The sequence below is a fragment of the Kordiimonas aquimaris genome, assembly GCF_025574485.1.
Taxonomy (GTDB): domain Bacteria; phylum Pseudomonadota; class Alphaproteobacteria; order Sphingomonadales; family Kordiimonadaceae; genus Kordiimonas; species Kordiimonas aquimaris.
The window spans coordinates 523,489-543,373 of sequence record NZ_JAOBPO010000001.1 but is presented as its reverse complement, the minus strand read 5'-3'; the positions used below and the strand labels follow the sequence as shown (position 1 = coordinate 543,373).

General features: G+C 47.6%; 15 protein-coding genes. 5 read left to right on the top strand and 10 right to left on the bottom strand.

Going from position 1 to position 19,885, the window contains the following annotated elements; all coding sequences use genetic code 11:
• Positions 1–169 precede the first annotated feature (169 nt).
• Both OEU88_RS02590 and OEU88_RS02585 read left to right on the top strand, forming a co-directional pair.
• Entirely contained in the window at positions 170–1,705 is a 1,536-nt protein-coding gene (locus tag OEU88_RS02590; RefSeq protein ID WP_262693537.1) for a sensor histidine kinase, read from the top strand.
• 59 nt (positions 1,706–1,764) lie between these two features.
• A complete protein-coding gene (locus OEU88_RS02585; RefSeq protein WP_262693536.1) occupies positions 1,765–2,553 on the top strand; it encodes a thermonuclease family protein in 789 nt (262 codons plus the stop codon).
• A gap of 7 nt (positions 2,554–2,560) precedes the next feature.
• Here the strand turns inward: OEU88_RS02585 and OEU88_RS02580 are convergent, their stop codons facing one another.
• The 5 genes from OEU88_RS02580 to OEU88_RS02560 form a co-directional block, all read right to left on the bottom strand.
• Positions 2,561–3,442: an RNA polymerase factor sigma-32 gene (locus OEU88_RS02580; protein ID WP_262693535.1), complete on the bottom strand. Its 882-nt coding sequence runs from the start codon at positions 3,440–3,442 to the stop codon at positions 2,561–2,563.
• A 180-nt stretch (positions 3,443–3,622) separates the two neighbouring features.
• A complete protein-coding gene (locus tag OEU88_RS02575) occupies positions 3,623–4,123 on the bottom strand; it encodes a CarD family transcriptional regulator (protein ID WP_262693534.1) in 501 nt (166 codons plus the stop codon).
• Positions 4,124–4,640: 517 nt separating this feature from the next.
• Positions 4,641–4,976 carry a ferredoxin FdxA gene (fdxA, locus tag OEU88_RS02570; protein ID WP_262693533.1) on the bottom strand — a complete coding sequence of 112 codons (336 nt, stop codon included), beginning with the start codon at positions 4,974–4,976 and terminating at the stop codon, positions 4,641–4,643.
• Positions 4,977–5,095: 119 nt separating this feature from the next.
• On the bottom strand, positions 5,096–5,482 hold the full coding sequence (locus OEU88_RS02565; protein ID WP_262693532.1) for an RNA-binding S4 domain-containing protein: 387 nt from the start codon (positions 5,480–5,482) through the stop codon (positions 5,096–5,098).
• A 17-nt stretch (positions 5,483–5,499) separates the two neighbouring features.
• On the bottom strand, positions 5,500–8,427 hold the full coding sequence (locus tag OEU88_RS02560) for a helicase-related protein (RefSeq protein ID WP_262693531.1): 2,928 nt from the start codon (positions 8,425–8,427) through the stop codon (positions 5,500–5,502).
• A 242-nt stretch (positions 8,428–8,669) separates the two neighbouring features.
• Here OEU88_RS02560 and OEU88_RS02555 point away from each other — a divergent pair, with 242 nt between their 5' ends.
• Both OEU88_RS02555 and rpmB read left to right on the top strand, forming a co-directional pair.
• On the top strand, positions 8,670–10,397 hold the full coding sequence (locus OEU88_RS02555; RefSeq protein ID WP_262693530.1) for an amidase: 1,728 nt from the start codon (positions 8,670–8,672) through the stop codon (positions 10,395–10,397).
• 192 nt (positions 10,398–10,589) lie between these two features.
• Positions 10,590–10,880, top strand: a complete 291-nt coding sequence (rpmB, locus tag OEU88_RS02550; RefSeq protein WP_317279123.1) for a 50S ribosomal protein L28 — start codon at positions 10,590–10,592, stop codon at positions 10,878–10,880.
• 87 nt (positions 10,881–10,967) lie between these two features.
• Here the strand turns inward: rpmB and OEU88_RS02545 are convergent, their stop codons facing one another.
• From OEU88_RS02545 to cobS, 4 genes are all read right to left on the bottom strand, one after another.
• Positions 10,968–12,002, bottom strand: a complete 1,035-nt coding sequence (locus tag OEU88_RS02545) for a nuclear transport factor 2 family protein (RefSeq protein ID WP_262693529.1) — start codon at positions 12,000–12,002, stop codon at positions 10,968–10,970.
• 128 nt (positions 12,003–12,130) lie between these two features.
• Positions 12,131–13,117 (bottom strand): esterase-like activity of phytase family protein, encoded by a 987-nt coding sequence (locus OEU88_RS02540; protein ID WP_262693528.1) that lies wholly within the window; start codon positions 13,115–13,117, stop codon positions 12,131–12,133.
• Positions 13,118–13,150: 33 nt separating this feature from the next.
• On the bottom strand, positions 13,151–15,007 hold the full coding sequence (gene cobT / locus OEU88_RS02535) for a cobaltochelatase subunit CobT (protein WP_262693527.1): 1,857 nt from the start codon (positions 15,005–15,007) through the stop codon (positions 13,151–13,153).
• Positions 15,008–15,024: 17 nt separating this feature from the next.
• Positions 15,025–16,023 carry a cobaltochelatase subunit CobS gene (gene cobS / locus OEU88_RS02530; protein WP_262693526.1) on the bottom strand — a complete coding sequence of 333 codons (999 nt, stop codon included), beginning with the start codon at positions 16,021–16,023 and terminating at the stop codon, positions 15,025–15,027.
• 140 nt (positions 16,024–16,163) lie between these two features.
• On the opposite strand from cobS, the gene OEU88_RS02525 reads away from it, so the two are divergent.
• Positions 16,164–16,442, top strand: coding sequence for a BolA family protein (locus tag OEU88_RS02525; RefSeq protein ID WP_262693525.1), 279 nt, complete (start codon positions 16,164–16,166; stop codon positions 16,440–16,442).
• Between the two features lie 495 nt (positions 16,443–16,937).
• On the opposite strand, the gene OEU88_RS02520 is transcribed toward OEU88_RS02525, so the two are convergent.
• A complete protein-coding gene (locus OEU88_RS02520; RefSeq protein ID WP_262693524.1) occupies positions 16,938–19,724 on the bottom strand; it encodes a bifunctional aconitate hydratase 2/2-methylisocitrate dehydratase in 2,787 nt (928 codons plus the stop codon).
• Positions 19,725–19,885 lie beyond the last annotated feature (161 nt).

Genomic DNA, 19,885 nt, shown 5'->3' with positions numbered 1-19,885 from the left:
TCACCCAACTGGCCTAATATTCAATTATTGCGCTACTTTGGACAATTATTGTGCGAATTATGTCATTTAAAAACGTTGTAACTATCATGTAGAGATTGAATACCTTAAGGTTTGGTGCACACCTCAACGTTATAATTAGAAACTTACTCAACCTGAGGAGCCTTCTTTTATGCAGCTTATCAGACTTATATGGCCGGTTATCCTAGTTGTCGTGATAAGCTTGTTCGCCTTAATTGCTGTTGCTGGTTTTTTTGCTAACCAATATGACCAAGCCGCAGAAACCACGCAGCGCACCATTATCAAAACCGCAACTGGTAAGATAAGCCATAATCTTACTGTTTTGGCCGAAGATAACTCATGGTGGGATGATGCAGTTGATAACGTCGTTCTTGAACAAAATACAAACTGGATGCACCGCATCTTTGGTGATGTATCTTCTTCCAGAAACTATGTAGATGGCACCATTGTCATTCATCCTGACAGTTCCGTTGTCTACCATTCTGGATCCGATGATGATTTGCGCGCTTTACCAAACTGGCTAGACGCAGGTTTACAAGAAGCCATAAACAATATGGACTTTGTGAATGGGAACATAGGGGCCACAGCGCAGGGTTTTCTCAAATACAATGATAACTTGATAGCGTTAGGCATAAGTATGGTGCAGCCTTCAGGTTATAAGGTTTATGATCCACCCTTAAGCGCTAACCGGCGTCCTGTTCTCGTTCTTTATCAACACATGGGGCGCGAAGAATATGCTGAACTAGCAAACGCCACCGGTGTGTCTAGTCTACAATTTTCACCCGCAGAACTTGAGAACAAACGATCAGCATTAAGGATTATGGATATAAATGGTGACGTTGTAGGTTCTATTATGTGGCGTCAACGTTTGCCTGGTAACGACCTCTTGCGTGACCTCGCTGTGCCTGCAAGTATACTACTTGTCATTGTCATGCTGACAGCTGCTTATTTCATGTATCAAGCCCGCACCCTGATTAAAGATCTTGAACATGCGAACAATGCAAAAATGTCATTTCTGGCCTCGATGAGTCACGAAGTGCGAACACCACTTAATACAATTATCGGATTTGCTGAAATTGTCGGGATGGAGTTATACGGCAAACTTGAAGGCACAAAGAACAAGGAATATATGAAGATAATACGTAACAGCGGCGAACACCTCCTCTCCATTGTTAACGACATTCTGGACATATCTAAATTAGAGGCTGACAGGTTTGAACTGCATGTTGAGCCGGTTGACGCTCAAGACATTATAGAGCAATGCCTCAACATTGTTGCCGTTCCCGCCGATGAAAAATCTATTCGGATAGTATCTGACATAGCATCAGTTACGATAGAGAGCGATGCACGCATCATGCGTCAAACCCTGATTAATGTTTTATCAAATGCTATCAAGTTTACCCCAAAAGGTGGTCAGGTTTCGGTTTTATCCGAGCAAAAAGGTAAGTATTTTGTAATAACGGTTTCAGATAATGGACCTGGTATGACACAAGAAGAAATTCACGTAGCACTTGAACCTTTTGGCCAAATTACCCCGAATAATATCAAAGCTGGCACTGGCACAGGGTTAGGTTTACCTATTGTAGAGCGCTTTATGAAGCTGATTGGTGGGAAGCTAACCATTCGCTCAGCCCCTGGTTATGGTACTAGTGTGTCGCTTGAATTTCCCAACAAGGACGTTACATAGCGAGCTCTCGCTTCTCCATACAGTCTTGCCATTGCCTCAATAATAGCGACACTATTGCTATGACTAAATGGGCATCAAATATAATTGCAACGATCTTTCTTCTGTCCTACTCAGCTTTGGCTGACAACAGTGCCGTTCCGTCAGGTTTAAAATTTTGTGGCAAGATAAGTGCTTCACAAGCCAAAGACGGTGAAACCATAATCACTGTAGACGGTAAAACAATCAAACTTGCTGGCATAAAGGCGCCTGAACTATGGCCAGAAGATGCGCCATACCAAAGTTGGCCACATGCACACCAATCTCGTAAATTATTGGATATCCAAACGGCTTCCAAAACACTGGAGATGTTCTGTGAAGGAGAAAGGTCAGATTATACCGGTGCCATGATCGCGCATATTAAACTACCAAATGGTCAATGGTTGCAACACAGCATGATCGCGGCTGGAGGTGCCTATGTATACCCAAGGCGCACGCATACCACTGGCATGATGCTTCTCTATGCGGCAGAGCAAAAAGCGCGCAAAGAAGAGAAAGGTATATGGGCACAAAGCGAACAAACAATCACAACAGCGGATGGCACCATACGCACTGGCTGGTTTCAAATTATCAGTGGCAAAATATTATCTGCTAAAAATGTGAGAAAAACGATATTTCTTAATTTCGGTGAAAATTGGCGCACAGATTTCACAGTGGAGATAACACCCAAAGTAAACAAAGCTTTTAAAAAAAACCAAATAGACCTTTTGTCCTTTGAAGGCAGGAATGTTGAAGTGCGCGGGTGGGTCACATGGAAAAGTGGACCGCACATTATGCTGGAAAGCCCCGGACAAATACAAATACTGGAATAGTGCTGGTCTAACCGTTAGCAAGCCCGGCTGCAATAGGGTCACCAACACGGCGAACTAGTGCATCGCGCAATTTACCAAGAGCCTGCGCCTCTAGCTGGCGCACACGTTCCTTGGAGATTCCAAGCTGCGAACCAAGTACAGCAAGCGTAACGCCTTCTTCCTTGAGTTGGCGCTCACGAATAATGAAGCTCTCGCGATCAGTTAAATCATTCATCGCATCATGCAGCAAAACGGTCTTCTTATTGTGGTCATGTTCTGCGATATAAAGTGTGTCAGGCTGAGGTGTATCAGCTACGAGCAAGTCCTGCCATTCCTGAGCAGACTCGTCAGCGACCGGCGCATTAAGCGAGCGATCTACGCCCGATAAGCGGCCTTCCATCGCCTCAACGTCACGTAACTTAACACCCATTTCATCTGCGATTTGATTACGCGCCTGAAATGTGAGAGGTCGATCTGCATCAACGCCCATTTTAGCTTTGAGGCGCTTTAAATTGAAAAACAATGCCTTGTGGGCTGACGTTGTGCCCGTACGCACAATCGACCAGTTCCTTAGAACATAATCCTGCACGGCAGCACGTACCCACCATGATGCATATGTTGAAAATCGTACATCTCGTGATGATTCGAAACGGTAGGCTGCTTCCATTAAGCCGACCGTTCCTTCTTGGATAAGGTCAGAAACAGGAAGACCGTAGTGGCGGTAACGACTCGCTGCAGCAACTGCAAGCCTGAGGTGGGCTTCAGTCAGCTTTTTAAGCGCACGCTCATCGCGCTCTTCTTGCCAAGCAACCGCGAGGTCAAGTTCCTCATCACGGTCTAGCATTGGTGCTTTCATTGCATGCCTAATAACACGCCTATCATCGCCTGTTGCCCAGTTGCTAATTGCCACTTCCCTCTCCGAAACGAAATTAATGCATCTGATTAATGATGTGCATTATCACTATTTTAGAGCAAATTAACAGGCTTTTTTTTCAAAGATGTTTCATTGGCCCCAAAAACAAGAAAACCCGCCAGAAATTGGCGGGTTCTCCTAAAAAATATAGTATAAAATTTAAGTGATCAGATCAGCTTATGCTGCTAATTCACTCTCCAATTTTACCATTGCTGCAGCTTCATCAATTTCTTCCACTGCCGCCAATTCACGTGCGAGCCTGCCAAGAGCTGATTCGTATATCTGGCGCTCACTGTATGATTGCTCAGGTTGATCGTCACCACGGTGCAAATCGCGCACAACTTCCGCAATAGAAACCAGATCACCAGAATTTATCTTTGCTTCATATTCTTGAGCTCGACGACTCCACATTGTGCGCTTGATGCGCGCACGGCCTTTAAGTGTTGTGAATGCTTCCTGAAGAGTTGCATCAGAAGACAGGCGTCGCATGCCGCTTGCTTCTGCCTTATTAATTGGTACACGCAACGTCATACGTTCTTTTTCAAACCTAATGACATAAAGCTCCAGCGTCATTCCGGCGACTTCTTGCTTTTCCATTTCGGTTATACGGCCTACGCCGTGTTTCGGGTAAACAACATAATCACCCACTGAATAAAGCTGATTTTTAGATTTTGCCATTGCTCAATATATCCTTTTTACTCAATACACACGGTTCGATCACGAAATTCAAAACTAGACTTTGCCTGACACAAATACAGAACATAACAAAGTACACATTCCATCGCCTATTTCAGCGACAATGCTAATTATTTTGACTACTTATTTACTTAAAATCGAATCGGCGCACCCAGCCTTTACTAATAAACATGCTGCAGACAAACACACTCAGGCATAAGGCCTATTTGCTTTTGGGCACTGTTAACCTTCTATAAAGATTAAGACCATAGTGTCGAGATATTCAATATGATCTCGAACCACATGGCTTCAGCCTGAATACCCAGCATCAGCAGCAATTGACACTATTGTAACATAAAATACATCTGTTTTGTAGCCCCTAAGAAAACGCAGGGTAAAACCGCTATATATCCCGAGCATGTCTAGCCGATCACACTGCATATATTTGCTCACCGTAAATTAAAAAAGCCGGCAAAGCCGGCTTTTAAAAACTAGACAACTTAACGGCTTTAATTTCCGGCTAGTCGCCAGCGCCAGGCTTCGCGGAAAAGTGCTCCATCTTGCCTTCTTTGCCTTGCCAGTCATCAGCATCAGCAGGTGCGTCACCTTTTGCCGTAATGTTAGGCCATTCTTCAGAATACTTGCTATTCAGCTCTAACATAGCCTCAAGGCCATCTTCTGTGTCTGGTAAAATAGCTTCTGCTGGGCATTCTGGTTCACAAACGCCGCAGTCGATACACTCGTTGGGATTAATCACCAACATGTTTTCACCTTCGTAGAAGCAATCCACCGGACAAACTTCTACGCAGTCCATATATTTACATTTGATACATGCTTCCGTGACGATGTATGTCATCGGTGTCTCCTTTGTTTCCTGACGTTCCAGCGACTTAACACTGGATTATGGCCCTTTGTTATGAAGTTTATGCCGAAAAGCGTGCGGCTCGGCAACGCCTTTTCGCATAATCAGTTAAATCATTCGTGATCGCGCAAGCGGTCCAGTGCACGACGATCCGATTTTGTCGGTCGCCCCATGCCTTTTTCACGGCTTGGGTTTTCAAGGGGTTTTTCTTCATTACGAGTCGCAGACTCTACCGGAGACAGGTCTTTGTATAGTAGCGCTGCTTCTGTAGCCGGCCCGCGGCGCGTACCAAGCGCAACGATCTCAATAACTTTAATTGCATTGGCTTGTGGAAAAGTCAGCACATCACCAACTATAATAGTGGCGCTTGCCTTTTTACAATGAACACCATTGATACGGACTTTATGCGCGCGGCAAAGATCGCTGGCAATGGCGCGCGATTTGAAAAATCGCGCATACCATAACCATTTATCAAGACGAAGTTTGCCGCTGCCGGTCATTACATTCAGCTATGCATTTATTTTTTACTGGAAAGTGCATCCTTAAGGCCTGCAAGTGCTGCAAACGGCGAATCAGGGTCCATTTTCTGTTCACGCTTGGGTGGCCGTGCACTATGAACACGCGGCCCTTGCGAGCGCCCTTTACCACGAGGTTTCTGATTGCGCGTATTTCGGTTTGCCGGTTTACCGCCAGGTTTTGCTTCGCCTTGCTTTCCAGCTTTAGAGCGTGACTGCTCTGGCCTTGCGCGCTGTTGTCGGGCGAGACGGGCTGGTGCCCACATGAAAAAGTACCGCTCTACCTTTGCTGGCTCATCCGATTCGGCAGATTCGACCTTGTCCACCGCTTCAGTGTCAGGCTTTTCTATTATTTCTGCAGTACCGGCTTTATCATCCGCAACAGCTTTACTGCCTTCAGGTTCAGAAGCGGCAATTGTTTCTTCTTCAGCGCTCGCCGCCTTTTCATCACTTGAAAGCGGATCACTTGTGGAAGATTCCGCAGGTGCTTCAGTTGCTGATACAGGATCAATTTCACGTAATTCGTTTTTGTACCCAATGCCGCGCATCGTATCCGCAAATGCTTCACCGGAAAGACCAACAAGACCCATAATTTCAGGCGTTACTTCAAACCAGTTGCGCTCACTACCAAGTGGTCGCACCGCATCAGCCAGCCGTTCAAGCATATCCATGCGAACAGCTTTTTTGCCAACAACCTGAAAACCAGACATCTGATAAAACTCAGCAGGCGCAGCTTCTTCTGTATCAACCCATACCATTCCAGGTGTTGGAATACTTGGCAGCGCTGTACGATCACCGGCCATGGCCCACATCATCAGGCGCATCTCATTGGCGTGCGGCTTCAGTACAAGAGGCATGTATAAGCTGGTTGCACCAATGCGAATACCAAATCGGCGTAAGCCACGCCGCGCATCCTGATCAATCTGGCGTAATTCGCTGTCTACGTCCTTGCGTGCCAGCACGCCAAAGTTTTCCATTAACCGGAAAGCAACACCGCGCACAAGGCCAGATAGAGGCTCAGCGCCTTCAGGTGGTTCGATTTCGCCGTTTAACTCTTGTGCTAATTTAACAAGCGGCTCCAGCTTTTCAGCAATACGCTGATCAAGCCAATCTTGTGCTTTCATGCGTACAAGTTCAGCCATTTCATCGTTCAACAGCGTTGTCGACAATAGCTTAACCCGCGGTGCCATAAACGCGCCTGTACCATACACAGTTGCAATCGGCGCACCTTCCCATAATAATTTGGGAGAAGCCAACCCGTCAGCAAAGTCAAAAGTGACAGCTTTCCAGCCCACGTTGGCAAACAATTTTGCCTTCCGCGTTAATTCTGATTGCAGCGCAGTTTCCGCAGCCGCTTTCAGCATTTTGGCGTCATCGCGTGCTGCCCCAGGCTCTACACGGAAAGAAAAACCATTTAATTCGCCGATCTCATGTCCTTCGACAGAAACCTGATTTGTATCATTATCAATGCTCACGCTAAGCGCACCCCTTTGCCTGAGCGAGCGCATGAGGACGGCGGTACGCCTATCAACAAAACGCTGGGTTAATTTTTCATGCAGTGCATCCGATAATCGGTCTTCAACACTGCGCGTAACATGTGCCCAATGGGCAGCATCATCGAGCCAGTTTTTCCGATGAGACACATAGGTCCACACACGAATACTGGCGATTCGACCGGCCAAGGTATCTATATCGCCGTGGACGTTGTCAAGGCGCTTAACTTGGCGGGCAATCCAATCATGCGGAATTGAACCTGATGGTCCCATCAAATCTATATAAATCCGCTTCAAAACACCAAAATGATCTTCAGGTGACAGTTTGCGGAAATCCGGAATTTGGCAAACATTCCAAAGCCTTTCGACAGCCTCCTTGTTTGTGGTCAGCGCCTCAACAGCTTCATCAGCACTTAAAGACTTTAAGGCCTGCATATCAATCGCTTCGCGAGCGCGGTGCAGGCCTTCTGTAGTGGTTGGTGCCTCCAAAGAACGTAAAAGACGGGGAATCGATGTAAAATCAAGTCGGTGATTCCTCCAATATATGGCTTTGACTGGCTCAAATTGATGATCTTCGATTTGCGCAACCATCATCGGGTCCATCGCCTCGCTCTCGCCGCCAACTGTCGAGAAAGTACCATCACGCTTGTAGCGCCCAGCACGCCCTGCAATTTGTGCAGCCTCAGACGCCCTCAAATCACGAAAGCGCCGACCATCAAACTTACCAAGGCCTGAAAAAGCGACATGCGTAATATCCATATTCAGGCCCATACCGATAGCATCTGTTGCAACCAGATGATCAACTTCTCCTGACTGATAAAGCTCAACCTGTGCATTACGGGTTCGCGGACTTAAAGCGCCCATCACAATGGCCGCACCGCCTTTTTGACGGCGCATTAGCTCAGCCATTGCATAAACATTGTTGGCCGAGAAACCAACGACAACACTACGCCGCGGCAACCGCGAAAGCTTAACTGGCTGCGTATGTGTTAACAGTGAAAAACGCTCACGTCGTATAATCTCTGCTTCTGGAATCAATCGCCGGATGAGTGGCGCCATGGTCTCTGCGCCTAGCAAAAGCGTTTCATGGCGCCCACGCGAATGAAGCAAGTGCTCTGTAAAGATATGACCCCGCTGAGGGTCTGCAGCCATTTGTATTTCGTCAATAGCGACAAAGTCAGTATTGGCAATGCGTGGCATTGCTTCTGCCGTACACATGAAATACCGCGCGCCTTCAGGTACAATGCGCTCTTCTCCGGTGATCAGTGCAACTTGATTTTTCCCTTTAATCGCAACGACTTTATCATATACCTCGCGCGCCAAGAGCCTGAGCGGAAACCCCATCATGCCAGAAGCATAACCAATCATCCGGTCTACAGCATAATGGGTCTTGCCAGTGTTAGTGGGACCGAGAACAGCCTTGATGATACCGGTCATTTTATTAAGTGCCCAAACTAATCAAACAGCGTATGAAAACGCCAACACGGATGCTTTACTTAAATAAACCGCAACGACAAATGATACAATCGCATAATATGCGTCAATGACCATTGGTTTATGTATCCTGCACTAATTTGTGATTGAAAACCGATGCGGACTTATTGCGCCGCCCCACTCCTTCGTCATAGGCTACCAGCAGCGTTTGGGTAATTCGAGATAGCATCAGGAAGAATTTCGTTATGGAAAAGAAAATTGACAGACGGCACTTTTTAAAAGCAACCGGTGCCGCTAGTACAGCTGCCATAACAATTGGTGCCGCAGCGCAGCAATCAAGCAATACTATCAATTCTGCCAGTGAGTTAAGCATTGCCGAAAAACTGGCCGGTGTTAACTTCACGGACACGGAACGTGCCATGGTTTACGATCGCATTGAAGGCATGATGGACCGCACTCGTCTGCGCCGAGCTGGCACGACAATCAATAATGACGATGCGCCTGCGATGGTGTTTGATCCTCGGTTAGCAGGCGAAAACTATAAAACACAATCAAACACTGTACGCTTAAACGGCGAACAGCCCAGAGCGCTACCATCAGACGAGGATGTTGCTTTTGCCTCCATCAGCGAGCAAGGCCACTGGTTACGTTCAGGGCAGTTAACTGCGAGCCGCTTACTTGATATTTACCTAACACGTATCCGGAAACATGGTCCCAAACTCGAGTGCTTTATTACATTGATGGAAGATAGCGCACGCGCTGAAGCGTATAGTGCCGACAGCGAGCTGCGTGCTGGACGTGATCGCGGACCACTTCACGGCATTCCATACGGCATGAAAGACTTGGCAGATGCGGCAGGCGTGCCGTCTACTTGGGGGGCAGAACCATACAAAGGCCGCGTACCAAGTGAAGACGCTGTTATCGTAAAACGTCTACGCGATGCTGGCGCGGTTTTGATCGGGAAAACATCACTTGGTGCTTTGGCATACGGTGATCGATGGTTTGGTGGCACAACACGCAACCCTTGGAACACAGACGAAGGCTCCAGTGGCTCCAGCGCTGGGTCTGCGTCATCTACGGCGGCGGCCCTTGTCAGTTTTTCCATTGGTACAGAAACTCTAGGGTCTATCGTTTCACCGTCAAACCGCTGCGGAACCACAGGTCTGCGCCCCACGTTTGGCCGCGTACCGCGCACAGGTGCAATGGCGCTTTGCTGGTCACTTGATAAGTTTGGTCCTATTTGCCGCCATGTTGATGATACGGCGCTGGTCTTGGCTGCCATTAACGGCGCAGATGACGGCGACCCAAGCTCTATAGATTGGGGCTTTGAATATGATGCAGCTTCCGCAGTGGCACAGGATATTGTCCTTGGGTATGACCCGGCATGGTTTGAAGGAAGCGATGTAACAACAAGTGAGAAGCAGGCCTTCACCTACGCTAAAGAACTGGGCTTCAAGACCAAAGAGATATCCATACCCGAGCTGCCGTACGGGTCTTTGATCTCCATACTGGAAGTGGAAGCAGCGGCGGCTTTTGAAGAACTAACGCTATCTGACCGCGATGACCTGATGAAATGGCAAGAGCCACGCGCATGGCCAAATACTTTCAGGGCAGCACACCTTCTGTCTGCTGTTGAGGTCATGCAGGTAGACCGTTTCCGCCGACAGGTCATGCAAGTGTATGCAGATCTGTTTAAGCAAGTGGATGTAGTACTGTGCCCGCATTACCGCGGCAGTATGCTGCTGAATACGAATTACACGGGCAACCCCTGTTTGATTATTCCTGCCGGCTTGGAACAACGCGTCACAACACCGCTTAACGATGGCTCGCCCGTTGAAGCAGAACGCCCAACCAGAGCTGTTCCACATGGGTTTACTTTGTGGGGCAACATGTTCCGTGAGGATCAATTAATCGCAGTTGGAAGTTTGCTTGAACGCCAGATTGGCTTCAAGGCTCACCGGCCAAAGCTCTAAAGCTAAAGAAAGACCGTCTGTGTACCACTATGATCGCAAGCGACCATGGCACATATTAACTTGACCAGTCGCGCCGAATCGCATAGAGACGCGCGGTGTTGAAGGCAATAATGCCTTGAGCACATAACGATCAAAAGATTCTCGGGACACTATAATTGCAGTGATCACCGATAGAAAAACAAGGATAAGATCATGGCTCGTGTATGCGAACTTACTGGTAAACGCGTGATGTCAGGCAACAATGTCTCGCACGCAAACAACAAAACCCGCCGTCGTTTTCTACCAAATCTGACTAAATCAACATTGATGTCAGAAACACTTGGCCGCTCCGTTAGCCTGCGCATCTCAACTCATGCGCTGCGTTCCGTTGAGCACAACGATGGTCTTGATAACTTTCTTCTGAAAGCGCGTGATGTAAATCTTTCTTCTGCTGCATTGAAGCTGAAAAAAGAGATCAAGAAAAAACAAGCTGCTGCAAAGTAAGCAGCCACTTAGCTACATATAGCTGCAAGAATTCAAGCGCCGCATCTTAGTTGATGTGGCGTTTTCTTGTTGCGTACACCTATGTTTTTATTGACGATTAGACGTGTTTCCAACCATTAACCATTGATTATCAATTTTTTTGGCAAGCATTGTCCACGCCCAATGTTCGTTAAAAGGTTCACCTGTATCAGGATGACGGCCTTCTGTGTGTAGCTGCACGACTGCCCAACCAAGATCACCTGATGCCGCAACTTCTATGGCTGGGTATTTTGTATCAATGTATGTTGCATATTGTCGGCGTTTAAAAACATTGTTTTCAAACACATCCCGTGTTTGATCAGGCGATGTGTTAACAACCTGCCCTCCATTGGCCATCACAACGTTGGGCGCAAGCGTTGAAGCCAACATGTCAGCATCAGCCAGACAATGTGCAATCAACTGCTTACGATGAAGACGATATATACCGATGGCATCAATATCGGGTGCTGTTACATTGTCATAAAACCACATCAAAGGCTTTTGGCTAGTGTCAACAAACTGGTATCGATAATTGAAAATACGCTGCTGATCATCAATACGCAGGGTAAAAGGAACCTGTACTCCGTCTTGTTCGCGCCAATCAGACAAGGTGATATCGATCAAATATTCCCCCAGTTCAAACCGAAGACCTGCAGGCTGTTGTGCATTGGGATTCATCAAGGAAACATAACCGCCTGTATCCAAAACGCCGCGAGCTGCTTGATAGGACTTATCATTAAACGCTGTGTCTTCAATAACTTCAATGTCACTCACAATGTCATTGAAGTGCAAAAGAAACGCATGGAACTGATGGCCAAGTGCATAATCTCGCAAGAAATTTCCGCCAAGCTCAGCTTGGTCTTTGGTCGCTACCCATGAAAATGGCCCTTCAACCACATTGGTTGAGCCGTTCTCTTGGATAAATACAGATGCAGCCTGATGCCTGGAGCGAAACAGGCTTTCCACACTGTAGGTTTTACCGTCTGAAACCGTAACATCCGCTAATGCGTGGACCGCATCTGTTGAACATGCGTCCTGCGCAGAAACAGCTGTGCTCAATAAAAGCGTTATCGGTAATAACTTGAATATGTTTTTTGCCAGCATAACTCTCTCCCACCAAGGTGTTATACTGTAGCATTTTTTGATATAGCGCTACTTAAACTAAAGTTATATTTATTGAAATAGGTTTATCTTAATATAATAACAGACCAAACGTTCGGTAATTAATAGTTCTATTGGTAAATATAATCAAACATCATCAACAATATGCGCTGAAGTGGGTTAAAGTTATCGTCTGAAATCATCACCAAACGCACCGTATCTTCATCAAGGGCAACAACATCCAGACCCTCCATGTTATCCACACTTAGTTTGGGAGTAATATGTAAAACCTCAACACCTTCCAAAATAGCGCCGGGCAAAATATCGCCACGACGAATATGGTGAACCTTAATCGCAACACCGTCTATAGCCGAGTATTGCCGTAAAAGAACAAGCACATCACCATTAGGCAATGTTGCTGCATCTGTCGGCGCAAAATTTACAGGCGGCTTAAATGAAAGTGCTTCCGTCACTGCTCCGTTGGATAACCAAGCCTTCAGCCTGCCTAGCTGATCAAGGCCGCGTTCTGCAAAAGCGAGTAATTGACCATTAGCCAATACCGCTATGGCTTCCATACCACCGTTGTTACTAACACCGTCAAAAGTGACATCGAGCATAAAAGACGATAAGCGCGCTTCCTCGCCCGGCACAGACACCTGTTCCAGACGGTGGCGTTGCTCGAATGAGACAAGAATATCTGAACCAAACGAAACAATGCTTTCAGCATCCAGATCAATTTTGGAAACAGCGTCTGCATCATTTTCATATGGCAGCATGACACTGTCAGAAGGCGGCGTGTTTGAGCGCGCATCAAACGCTGCTTGCCACCACTCACCCTTGTCGCTGATAGCCAGCAGGCGCTGCGCTTCAGCATCCACCATAAGACCGGAAAACCCACCAAAACTCTCTGCCGTTGACGACAAAACCCAGCCACCAGCGTAACGCATTTCTCCAAGGTTGTTTTGCTGCGCATCTTCAGGATTTAGAAGCAGCGGCTTTGCCATTATCTCTATAGAGATAGCCGCGCCAGAAAGGCGCGGGTGGCCACTAATCTGCGCCGCCGCAACAACAGCAATCAACACGATAGCAGCACCAGCAACCAGCCATTTTTTCGCCATTTTACTCTCCGCTGCTTTAACGCTTAAAATTACTTAAATACGCCTTGGTCTTGGCATTGTTTCTTCAAACAATGAGGCAAGTTGCTCTGTCATGACACCACCAAGCTGCTCGGCATCAAGGATCGTGACCGCACGCTGATAATAGCGCGTGACATCATGCCCAATCCCGATAGCAATTAATTCCACAGGCGACTTGTCTTCAATCCAGCGGATAACCTGTCGCAAGTGATTCTCCAGATATGTGCCGCTATTAACCGAAAGTGTACTATCATCCACTGGCGCACCGTCCGATATTACCATCAAAATACGGCGCTCATCAGGCCGCGCAATCAGCCGGTTGTGTGCCCACATCAAAGCTTCGCCATCGATATTTTCTTTGAGCAATCCCTCACGCATCATGAGACCCAGGTTTCTACGTGCACGGCGCCACGGACTATCCGCAGTTTTATAGACTATGTGCCGCAAATCATTGAGGCGGCCAGGCTTGACAGGTCGACCAGCTTCCAACCATTTCTCGCGCGACTTCCCGCCTTTCCAGGCTTTGGTTGTAAACCCCAGAATTTCCACTTTAACACCACACCGTTCAAGCGTACGCGCTAGAATATCAGCAGAAATGGCCGCAATAGAAATAGGGCGCCCTCTCATGGAGCCAGAATTATCAAGCAACAGTGTGACGACGGTGTCCTTAAATTCTGTGTCAGATTCGAGCTTGTAAGAAAGCGGCCTGAGCGGGTTGGTCACCACACGCGATAGGCGTCCTGCATCCAGCATTCCTTCTTCAAGGTCAAACTTCCAATGGCGGCGCTGCTGCGCCAGCAAACGACGCTGAAGGCGGTTAGCAAGCTTTGACACCGCGCCAGACAAATGCGCCATTTGCTGATCCAGGTATTTACGGAGGCGCTCCAACTCTTCAGTGTCACACAGTTCTTCAGCCTTAATCGTTTCATCAAATTCTTCAGAAAACACTTTATAAAAGTCTGTATCCGGCATTTGATCAAGCGGCCGATTAGGCCGCCAAGGTATGTTGCCTTCTTGTGTGCCTTCGCTGGTTTCACCGTTAATGTCTTCAGACTCGTCTAGCGCTGCTTCAGACGAGCTATCGTCTTCACTGCTTTCACCGTCACCGTCTTCACTACCCTCAGCACCTTCAGCATCACCGTCTTCATCTTCACTTGGATCGCCATCAGGCGACGACGGCGCATCCGAATCAGCATCATCGGGTTGCTGGTCCTCATTGTCCTTGTCCGAAGCATTCCCTTCGCCAGCACCCACAAGTTCCTCGATAATACTGCGGGTTAAAACAGCCAAACTTCGCTGGTCTTCTATTTTATCTTCAAGGCCGTCCAGCAAATGCCCAACCGATTCCTCAAGCCATTTGCGCTGACCCTCGACTGCAAGAGCAGCCACGTCGGGCGGTGCCTCACCGGTTAGGCGCTCACGTACCAATAGCCCGAGAACATCAGCCAACCGGCCTGTGTCATTATCGCTGGGACGCGCCAATCCATTTTCCTGCACGCGCCGCGCAATGTGCGCAGACAGGTTGGCTTTTACACCATCCATTTGCCGTGCACCAATTGCCTCTACTCGCGCCGTTTCAATGGCGTCAAAAATATCGCGCGCAACAGCACCTGATGGCGCCAATTTTTGGTGCACATTCACACTGTGATGTTTGTGCTTTAATGCTAAAGCATCCGCCATACCGCGCACTTCAGCCACATCATGAGCCGTTGCTTTATGCGGCAGGTGCTGAACCCTTAGCTCGTTACCGGAAAGAACAGGCCGGTCAGCCGTAAAAGAAACTTCCAGGTCATGGTTGCCCGACACAGCACGTGTCGCAGCAGCCAGCGCTTGCTCGAAAGCCTCTTTCCTTTTTTGATGGCTGTCTGTCACTACAATAAGCCTTGGGTTTACGAATGCGCCACCAAGTTGGCAGGTGATTCTTTAAGGTCTTCACCAAAGCAGCGCTGATAATACTCAGCAACAATCGGGCGCTCTGCTTCATCACATTTGTTCAGAAAACTTACTTTAAAGCTAAAACCAACATCACCAAAAATCTGAGCATTTTGCGCCCATGTCAGCACCGTACGCGGCGACATAACAGTAGAAATATCACCAGCCATAAAGCCCGTGCGCGTCAAGTCAGCCACACGCACCATAGCACTAATAACCTTTTGCCCTGCTGCATTTGCATACTCGGGCTGCTTGGCAAGCATAATTTCGGCCTCAACATCGTGCGGTAGATAATTCAGTGTCGCAACAATATTCCAGCGGTCCATCTGGCCTTGGTTGATCTGCTGCGTGCCATGATACAAACCCGTTGTATCCCCGAGGCCCACTGTGTTCGCCGTTGAGAATATGCGGAAAGCTGGATGGGGTCGAATTACCCGGTTCTGATCCAAAAGCGTCAGCTTGCCTTCAACCTCAAGCACACGCTGGATAACAAACATCACATCTGGCCGACCAGCGTCATACTCGTCAAACACAATAGCGGTTGGTGACTGCAAAGCCCACGGCAGGATACCTTCCTGAAACTGTGTTACCTGCTTGCCGTCCTTCAGGACGATTGCGTCTTTACCCACGAGGTCGATGCGGCTGATATGGCTATCAAGATTAATACGCACCGTTGGCCAGTTCAAACGTGCGGCAACTTGCTCGATGTGCGTCGATTTACCTGTGCCGTGATAGCCTTGGATCATCACACGCCTGTTGTGGGCAAAGCCTGCCAGCACCGCAAGCGTAGTGTCACGATCGAAAACATAAGCTTCATCGATATCCGGCACATGCTCTGTGCGCACACCAAATGCAGGCACCTGCATATCAACGTCGATACCAAACATTTCTCGAACAGATACTTTTTGATCAGGCATATCGATACCCGGCAATTTTTCAGCCGCATTTGCGGTCATGACAAATCCTCTTGTCTTAAAAACTCGTTTTACTCGTTCTAACACCGGCACTATAGACACGCAGGCCTACTTGACCAGTGCTATCTCAGGCGCATACAACAGCATTTCTCACCTAAGTTTCAATAGAAAGTAAGTCAAAAATGGGCGAAGTCAGCAAACTGATCGAAAAAAAGCTAAAAGCAGCACTGAAACCCACACATATAGAGGTGATTGACGACTCGGCATCTCACGCCGGCCATATGGGAAATCCAAACGGGGACCGCGAAAGCCATTTTCATCTGAACATCGTTTCATCTGCTTTTGAAGGCAAAAGCCGTTTGGCGCGGCAACGATTAGTAAACGCACCTCTGCGCGACGAGCTTAAAGAACAAATTCATGCACTCAGCATGAAATGTATGACACCTTCAGAAATAGCCTGAACATGCATGTTTGTTTTTTAGGGGAGCGTTTTAATTGCACAAGATACCTTGAAACTAGCAAGAAATATTAGCGCGTCATCTGCTTGTGGCTATGGAAAAGGCCTGCAGCGGCAACAATAGGCAAAACCAGCGTCATAATTATTTCTATTGTTATGTATTCACCCATCGTCTTTTCCGTCCTCAATTCTCTGTCGTTATTTGTTTGTTTTATTTTCAAGCGAGTATACGCCTGATTCGCTTTCGATTAGGTTAAGATCGCTCCGATTTGAGGCAAAACCATGAAGGAAGTGAGGTAAGATTGTTACAATTGTGGCCTTTTCTTGCACCCGCGGAAGGGGAATTCATATAAGCCGTTTAGGCAATGCATGGTGTTCAGGTATACGCCGCGCAGCCTTTCGATAGTGTGTTCACAGGTAAAACAGGTAAAAAAAGCGGCGCACAAATGTGCACCGCTCAATAGCTTATAGTTAAAAAGAGCTAAGCTCTCATTTTCTTCTAAGAAGCAAATGTTGCGTTTACCGGCGCTTTACCAAGCGGCGGCGCAAACTTGGTAAGGTTAATGCCGTCCACCGCAGCTTTATATTCATCTATATTAGGCGTGCGGCCAAGGATTGTTGAAAGCACTACAACAGGTGTTGAAGCCAACAATGACTCGCCTTTTTTCTCATCAGAATCCTCAACGACACGGCCCTGGAACAAACGCGTGGAGGTCGCCATAACAGTGTCGCCTTTTGCAGCTTTTTCCTGGTTACCCATACAAAGGTTACAGCCAGGCCGCTCAAGATACAGAATGTTTTCATACTCAGTACGCGCATTGTTCTTTGGCGCATCATCATCAAACTCAAAGCCCGCATACTTTTGCAATACAGCCCAGTCACCCTCTGCTTTCAACTCGTCAACAATGTTGTAAGTTGGCGGCGCAACCACAAGCGGTGCATTAAATTTAACCTCGCCATCCTTCTCCAGATTTTTGAGCATTTGCGCGATGATTTTCATATCGCCCTTGTGAACCATACAGGAGCCAACAAAGCCCAAGTCTACAGTCTTATCGCCGCCGTAGTATGAAACAGGGCGTATGGTATCGTGCGTGTAACGCTTGGATACATCCGCGTTGTTCACATCAGGGTCAGCGATCATAGGCTCGGCTATTTCGTCCAGATCCACCACAAATTCTGCAAAATACTTGGCGTCATCATCAGGCGTAAGTGCAGGCGTTTCACCAGATCTAATCCCGGCAATACGCTTATCTGCAATATCGATCAGACCCTGAAGCGTTTTCGCTTCATTTTCCATGCCTTTATCAATCATGATCTGAATGCGGCTTTTGGCAATCTCAAGCGATTCAATCAAGGTCGCATCCTCTGAAATACAGATTGAGGCTTTTGCCTTCATTTCTGCTGTCCAATCCGTGAAGGTAAAGGCTTGGTCTGCTAGAAGTGTCCCGATATGCACTTCAATAATTCGGCCTTGGAAGACATTGTCACCAAACTTCTTCAGCATCTGCGCTTGGGTGGCGTGCACTACATCGCGGAAATCCATGTGGTCCTTCAGCGTTCCCTTAAACGTCACCTTCACTGATTCAGGGATAGGCATCGTTGCTTCACCTGTTGCCAAGGCAAGCGCCACAGTTCCAGAGTCAGCACCAAAGGCAACGCCCTTAGACATTCTCGTATGGCTGTCACCGCCAATAATAACGGCACGGTCATCAACCGTAATGTCATTCAATACTTTATGGATCACATCCGTCATGGCGTGATATTTACCCTTGGGGTCACGCGCCGTGATAAGGCCGAACTTGTTCATAAAGCTCATAAGCTTAGGAATGTTTTGCTGCGCTTTTACATCCCAAACTGATGCTGTGTGACACCCTGACTGGTAAGCGCCGTCAACTGTCGGCGAAATAACTGTAGCAGCCATCGCCTCTAGCTCCTGCGAGGTCATCAAACCTGTTGTGTCTTGCGAACCAACAATGTTTACTTTCACACGAACATCTGAACCAGCATGCAGTGCACTCTCGGAAGAAACTCCAACGGCGTTTCTGTTAAAGATTTTCTCTACAGCCGTGAGGCCCTGACCTTCGTGGGAGATTTCTTTTGAAGCTGCATACACCGCCGGCATATCAGTGCCGAGTGTTGCTGCCGCAAAGTTTTGCAGCTTTTTACCGAATACGATCGCGTATGATCCGCCTGCCTTGATGAACTCAACCTTTTGCGGCGTAAGCGCCGTCGAGATATCAACGAGCTCATCGCCTGCCGCGTTATAAAGTCTCTGTGTTTTTGTATTGATGGTAAGCACAGTACCGTTCGCTACCGAGTATGTTTGCTCCAGCACTGGGTCACCGTTTTCGTCCATAACCGTATTGCCATCAGCATCCAGCTTTTTAACCCAGTTTTTAAGGTCGATACCGATACCACCTGTCACACCAACTGTTGTAAGGAAGATTGGTGAGATACCATTTGTGCCACCAACGATTGGTGCGATGTTTACGAAAGGTACATACGGGCTCGCTGGCTTACCTGTCCACAAGGCAACATTGTTCACGCCGGACATGCGCGAAGAACCAACACCCATTGTTCCTTTTTCTGCAACCAGCATCACGCGCGCATCAGGATGTTGCTTCTGCAGCTCCTGAATTTCAGCCTGCGCCGCCTCGGAGATCATGCATTTCCCGTGTAGTTCACGGTCAGACCTGGAATGCGCCTGATTGCCCGGAGACAGCAAATCAGTGGAAACATCGCCTTCAGCCGTAATGTAAGTTACGATCTTTATTTCTTCTTCAATGTCAGGAAGTTTTGTGAAGAACTCAGCCTTTGCATAACTTTCCAGAATGTCTTGTGCCACCGCATTCCCTGCTGCATGAGCAGCTTTAAGCCGGTCAGTATCTGCTTCATATAGGAAAACCTGTGTTTTAAGAACACCAGCTGCCTGTTCTGCAATAGACGCATCATCACCGAGCGCCAGATCAAGAAGAACCTCAACTGACGGGCCACCCTTCATATGAGACAAGAGCTCAAAGGCAAAGTCTGTCGAGATTTCCTCAACAGCAGCGCCGCCTATGATAATCTCTTTCAGGAATTTGGCCTTTGCACCAGCTGCGCTGGTTGTACCTGGCAAAGTATTATAAATGAAAAACTTAAGTGACTCGGTTCGGTGCCCGTTACCTGTATCTATGATCTGAGAAATGATCTCTTCTACAAGAGCTCCATCTTCAATGGGCTTAGGATTCAATCCCTGTGTTTTTCGAGTTTCGATCTCATTTAAGTAATTTGTGTATAAACTCATGACTGTCCTGACGAAAAGTGTTAGATGAAGCTTGAAACCTGGGCCGCATAGAAAGCTGGCAAACAAGGAAAAAGCTGGGCGGAGCGCATATTATTTCAACAAACTCTTGCTTGCAAGATAGTTCGGCTTGGATAACATCAGTTATTATAGCGCCTTTACGT

Bases quoted from the DNA above. Each gene is read 5' to 3' on its own strand.
- OEU88_RS02590 (WP_262693537.1), top strand. From the start codon at position 170: ATGCAGCTTATCAGACTTATATGGCCGGTTATCCTAGTTGTCGTGATA.
- OEU88_RS02585 (WP_262693536.1), top strand. From the start codon at position 1,765: ATGACTAAATGGGCATCAAATATAATTGCAACGATCTTTCTTCTGTCC.
- OEU88_RS02575 (WP_262693534.1), bottom strand. From the start codon at position 4,123: ATGGCAAAATCTAAAAATCAGCTTTATTCAGTGGGTGATTATGTTGTT.
- fdxA (WP_262693533.1), bottom strand. From the start codon at position 4,976: ATGACATACATCGTCACGGAAGCATGTATCAAATGTAAATATATGGAC.
- OEU88_RS02565 (WP_262693532.1), bottom strand. From the start codon at position 5,482: ATGACCGGCAGCGGCAAACTTCGTCTTGATAAATGGTTATGGTATGCG.
- OEU88_RS02560 (WP_262693531.1), bottom strand. From the start codon at position 8,427: ATGACCGGTATCATCAAGGCTGTTCTCGGTCCCACTAACACTGGCAAG.
- OEU88_RS02555 (WP_262693530.1), top strand. From the start codon at position 8,670: ATGGAAAAGAAAATTGACAGACGGCACTTTTTAAAAGCAACCGGTGCC.
- rpmB (WP_317279123.1), top strand. From the start codon at position 10,590: ATGGCTCGTGTATGCGAACTTACTGGTAAACGCGTGATGTCAGGCAAC.
- OEU88_RS02545 (WP_262693529.1), bottom strand. From the start codon at position 12,002: ATGCTGGCAAAAAACATATTCAAGTTATTACCGATAACGCTTTTATTG.
- OEU88_RS02540 (WP_262693528.1), bottom strand. From the start codon at position 13,117: ATGGCGAAAAAATGGCTGGTTGCTGGTGCTGCTATCGTGTTGATTGCT.
- cobS (WP_262693526.1), bottom strand. From the start codon at position 16,023: ATGACCGCAAATGCGGCTGAAAAATTGCCGGGTATCGATATGCCTGAT.
- OEU88_RS02525 (WP_262693525.1), top strand. From the start codon at position 16,164: ATGGGCGAAGTCAGCAAACTGATCGAAAAAAAGCTAAAAGCAGCACTG.
- OEU88_RS02520 (WP_262693524.1), bottom strand. From the start codon at position 19,724: ATGAGTTTATACACAAATTACTTAAATGAGATCGAAACTCGAAAAACA.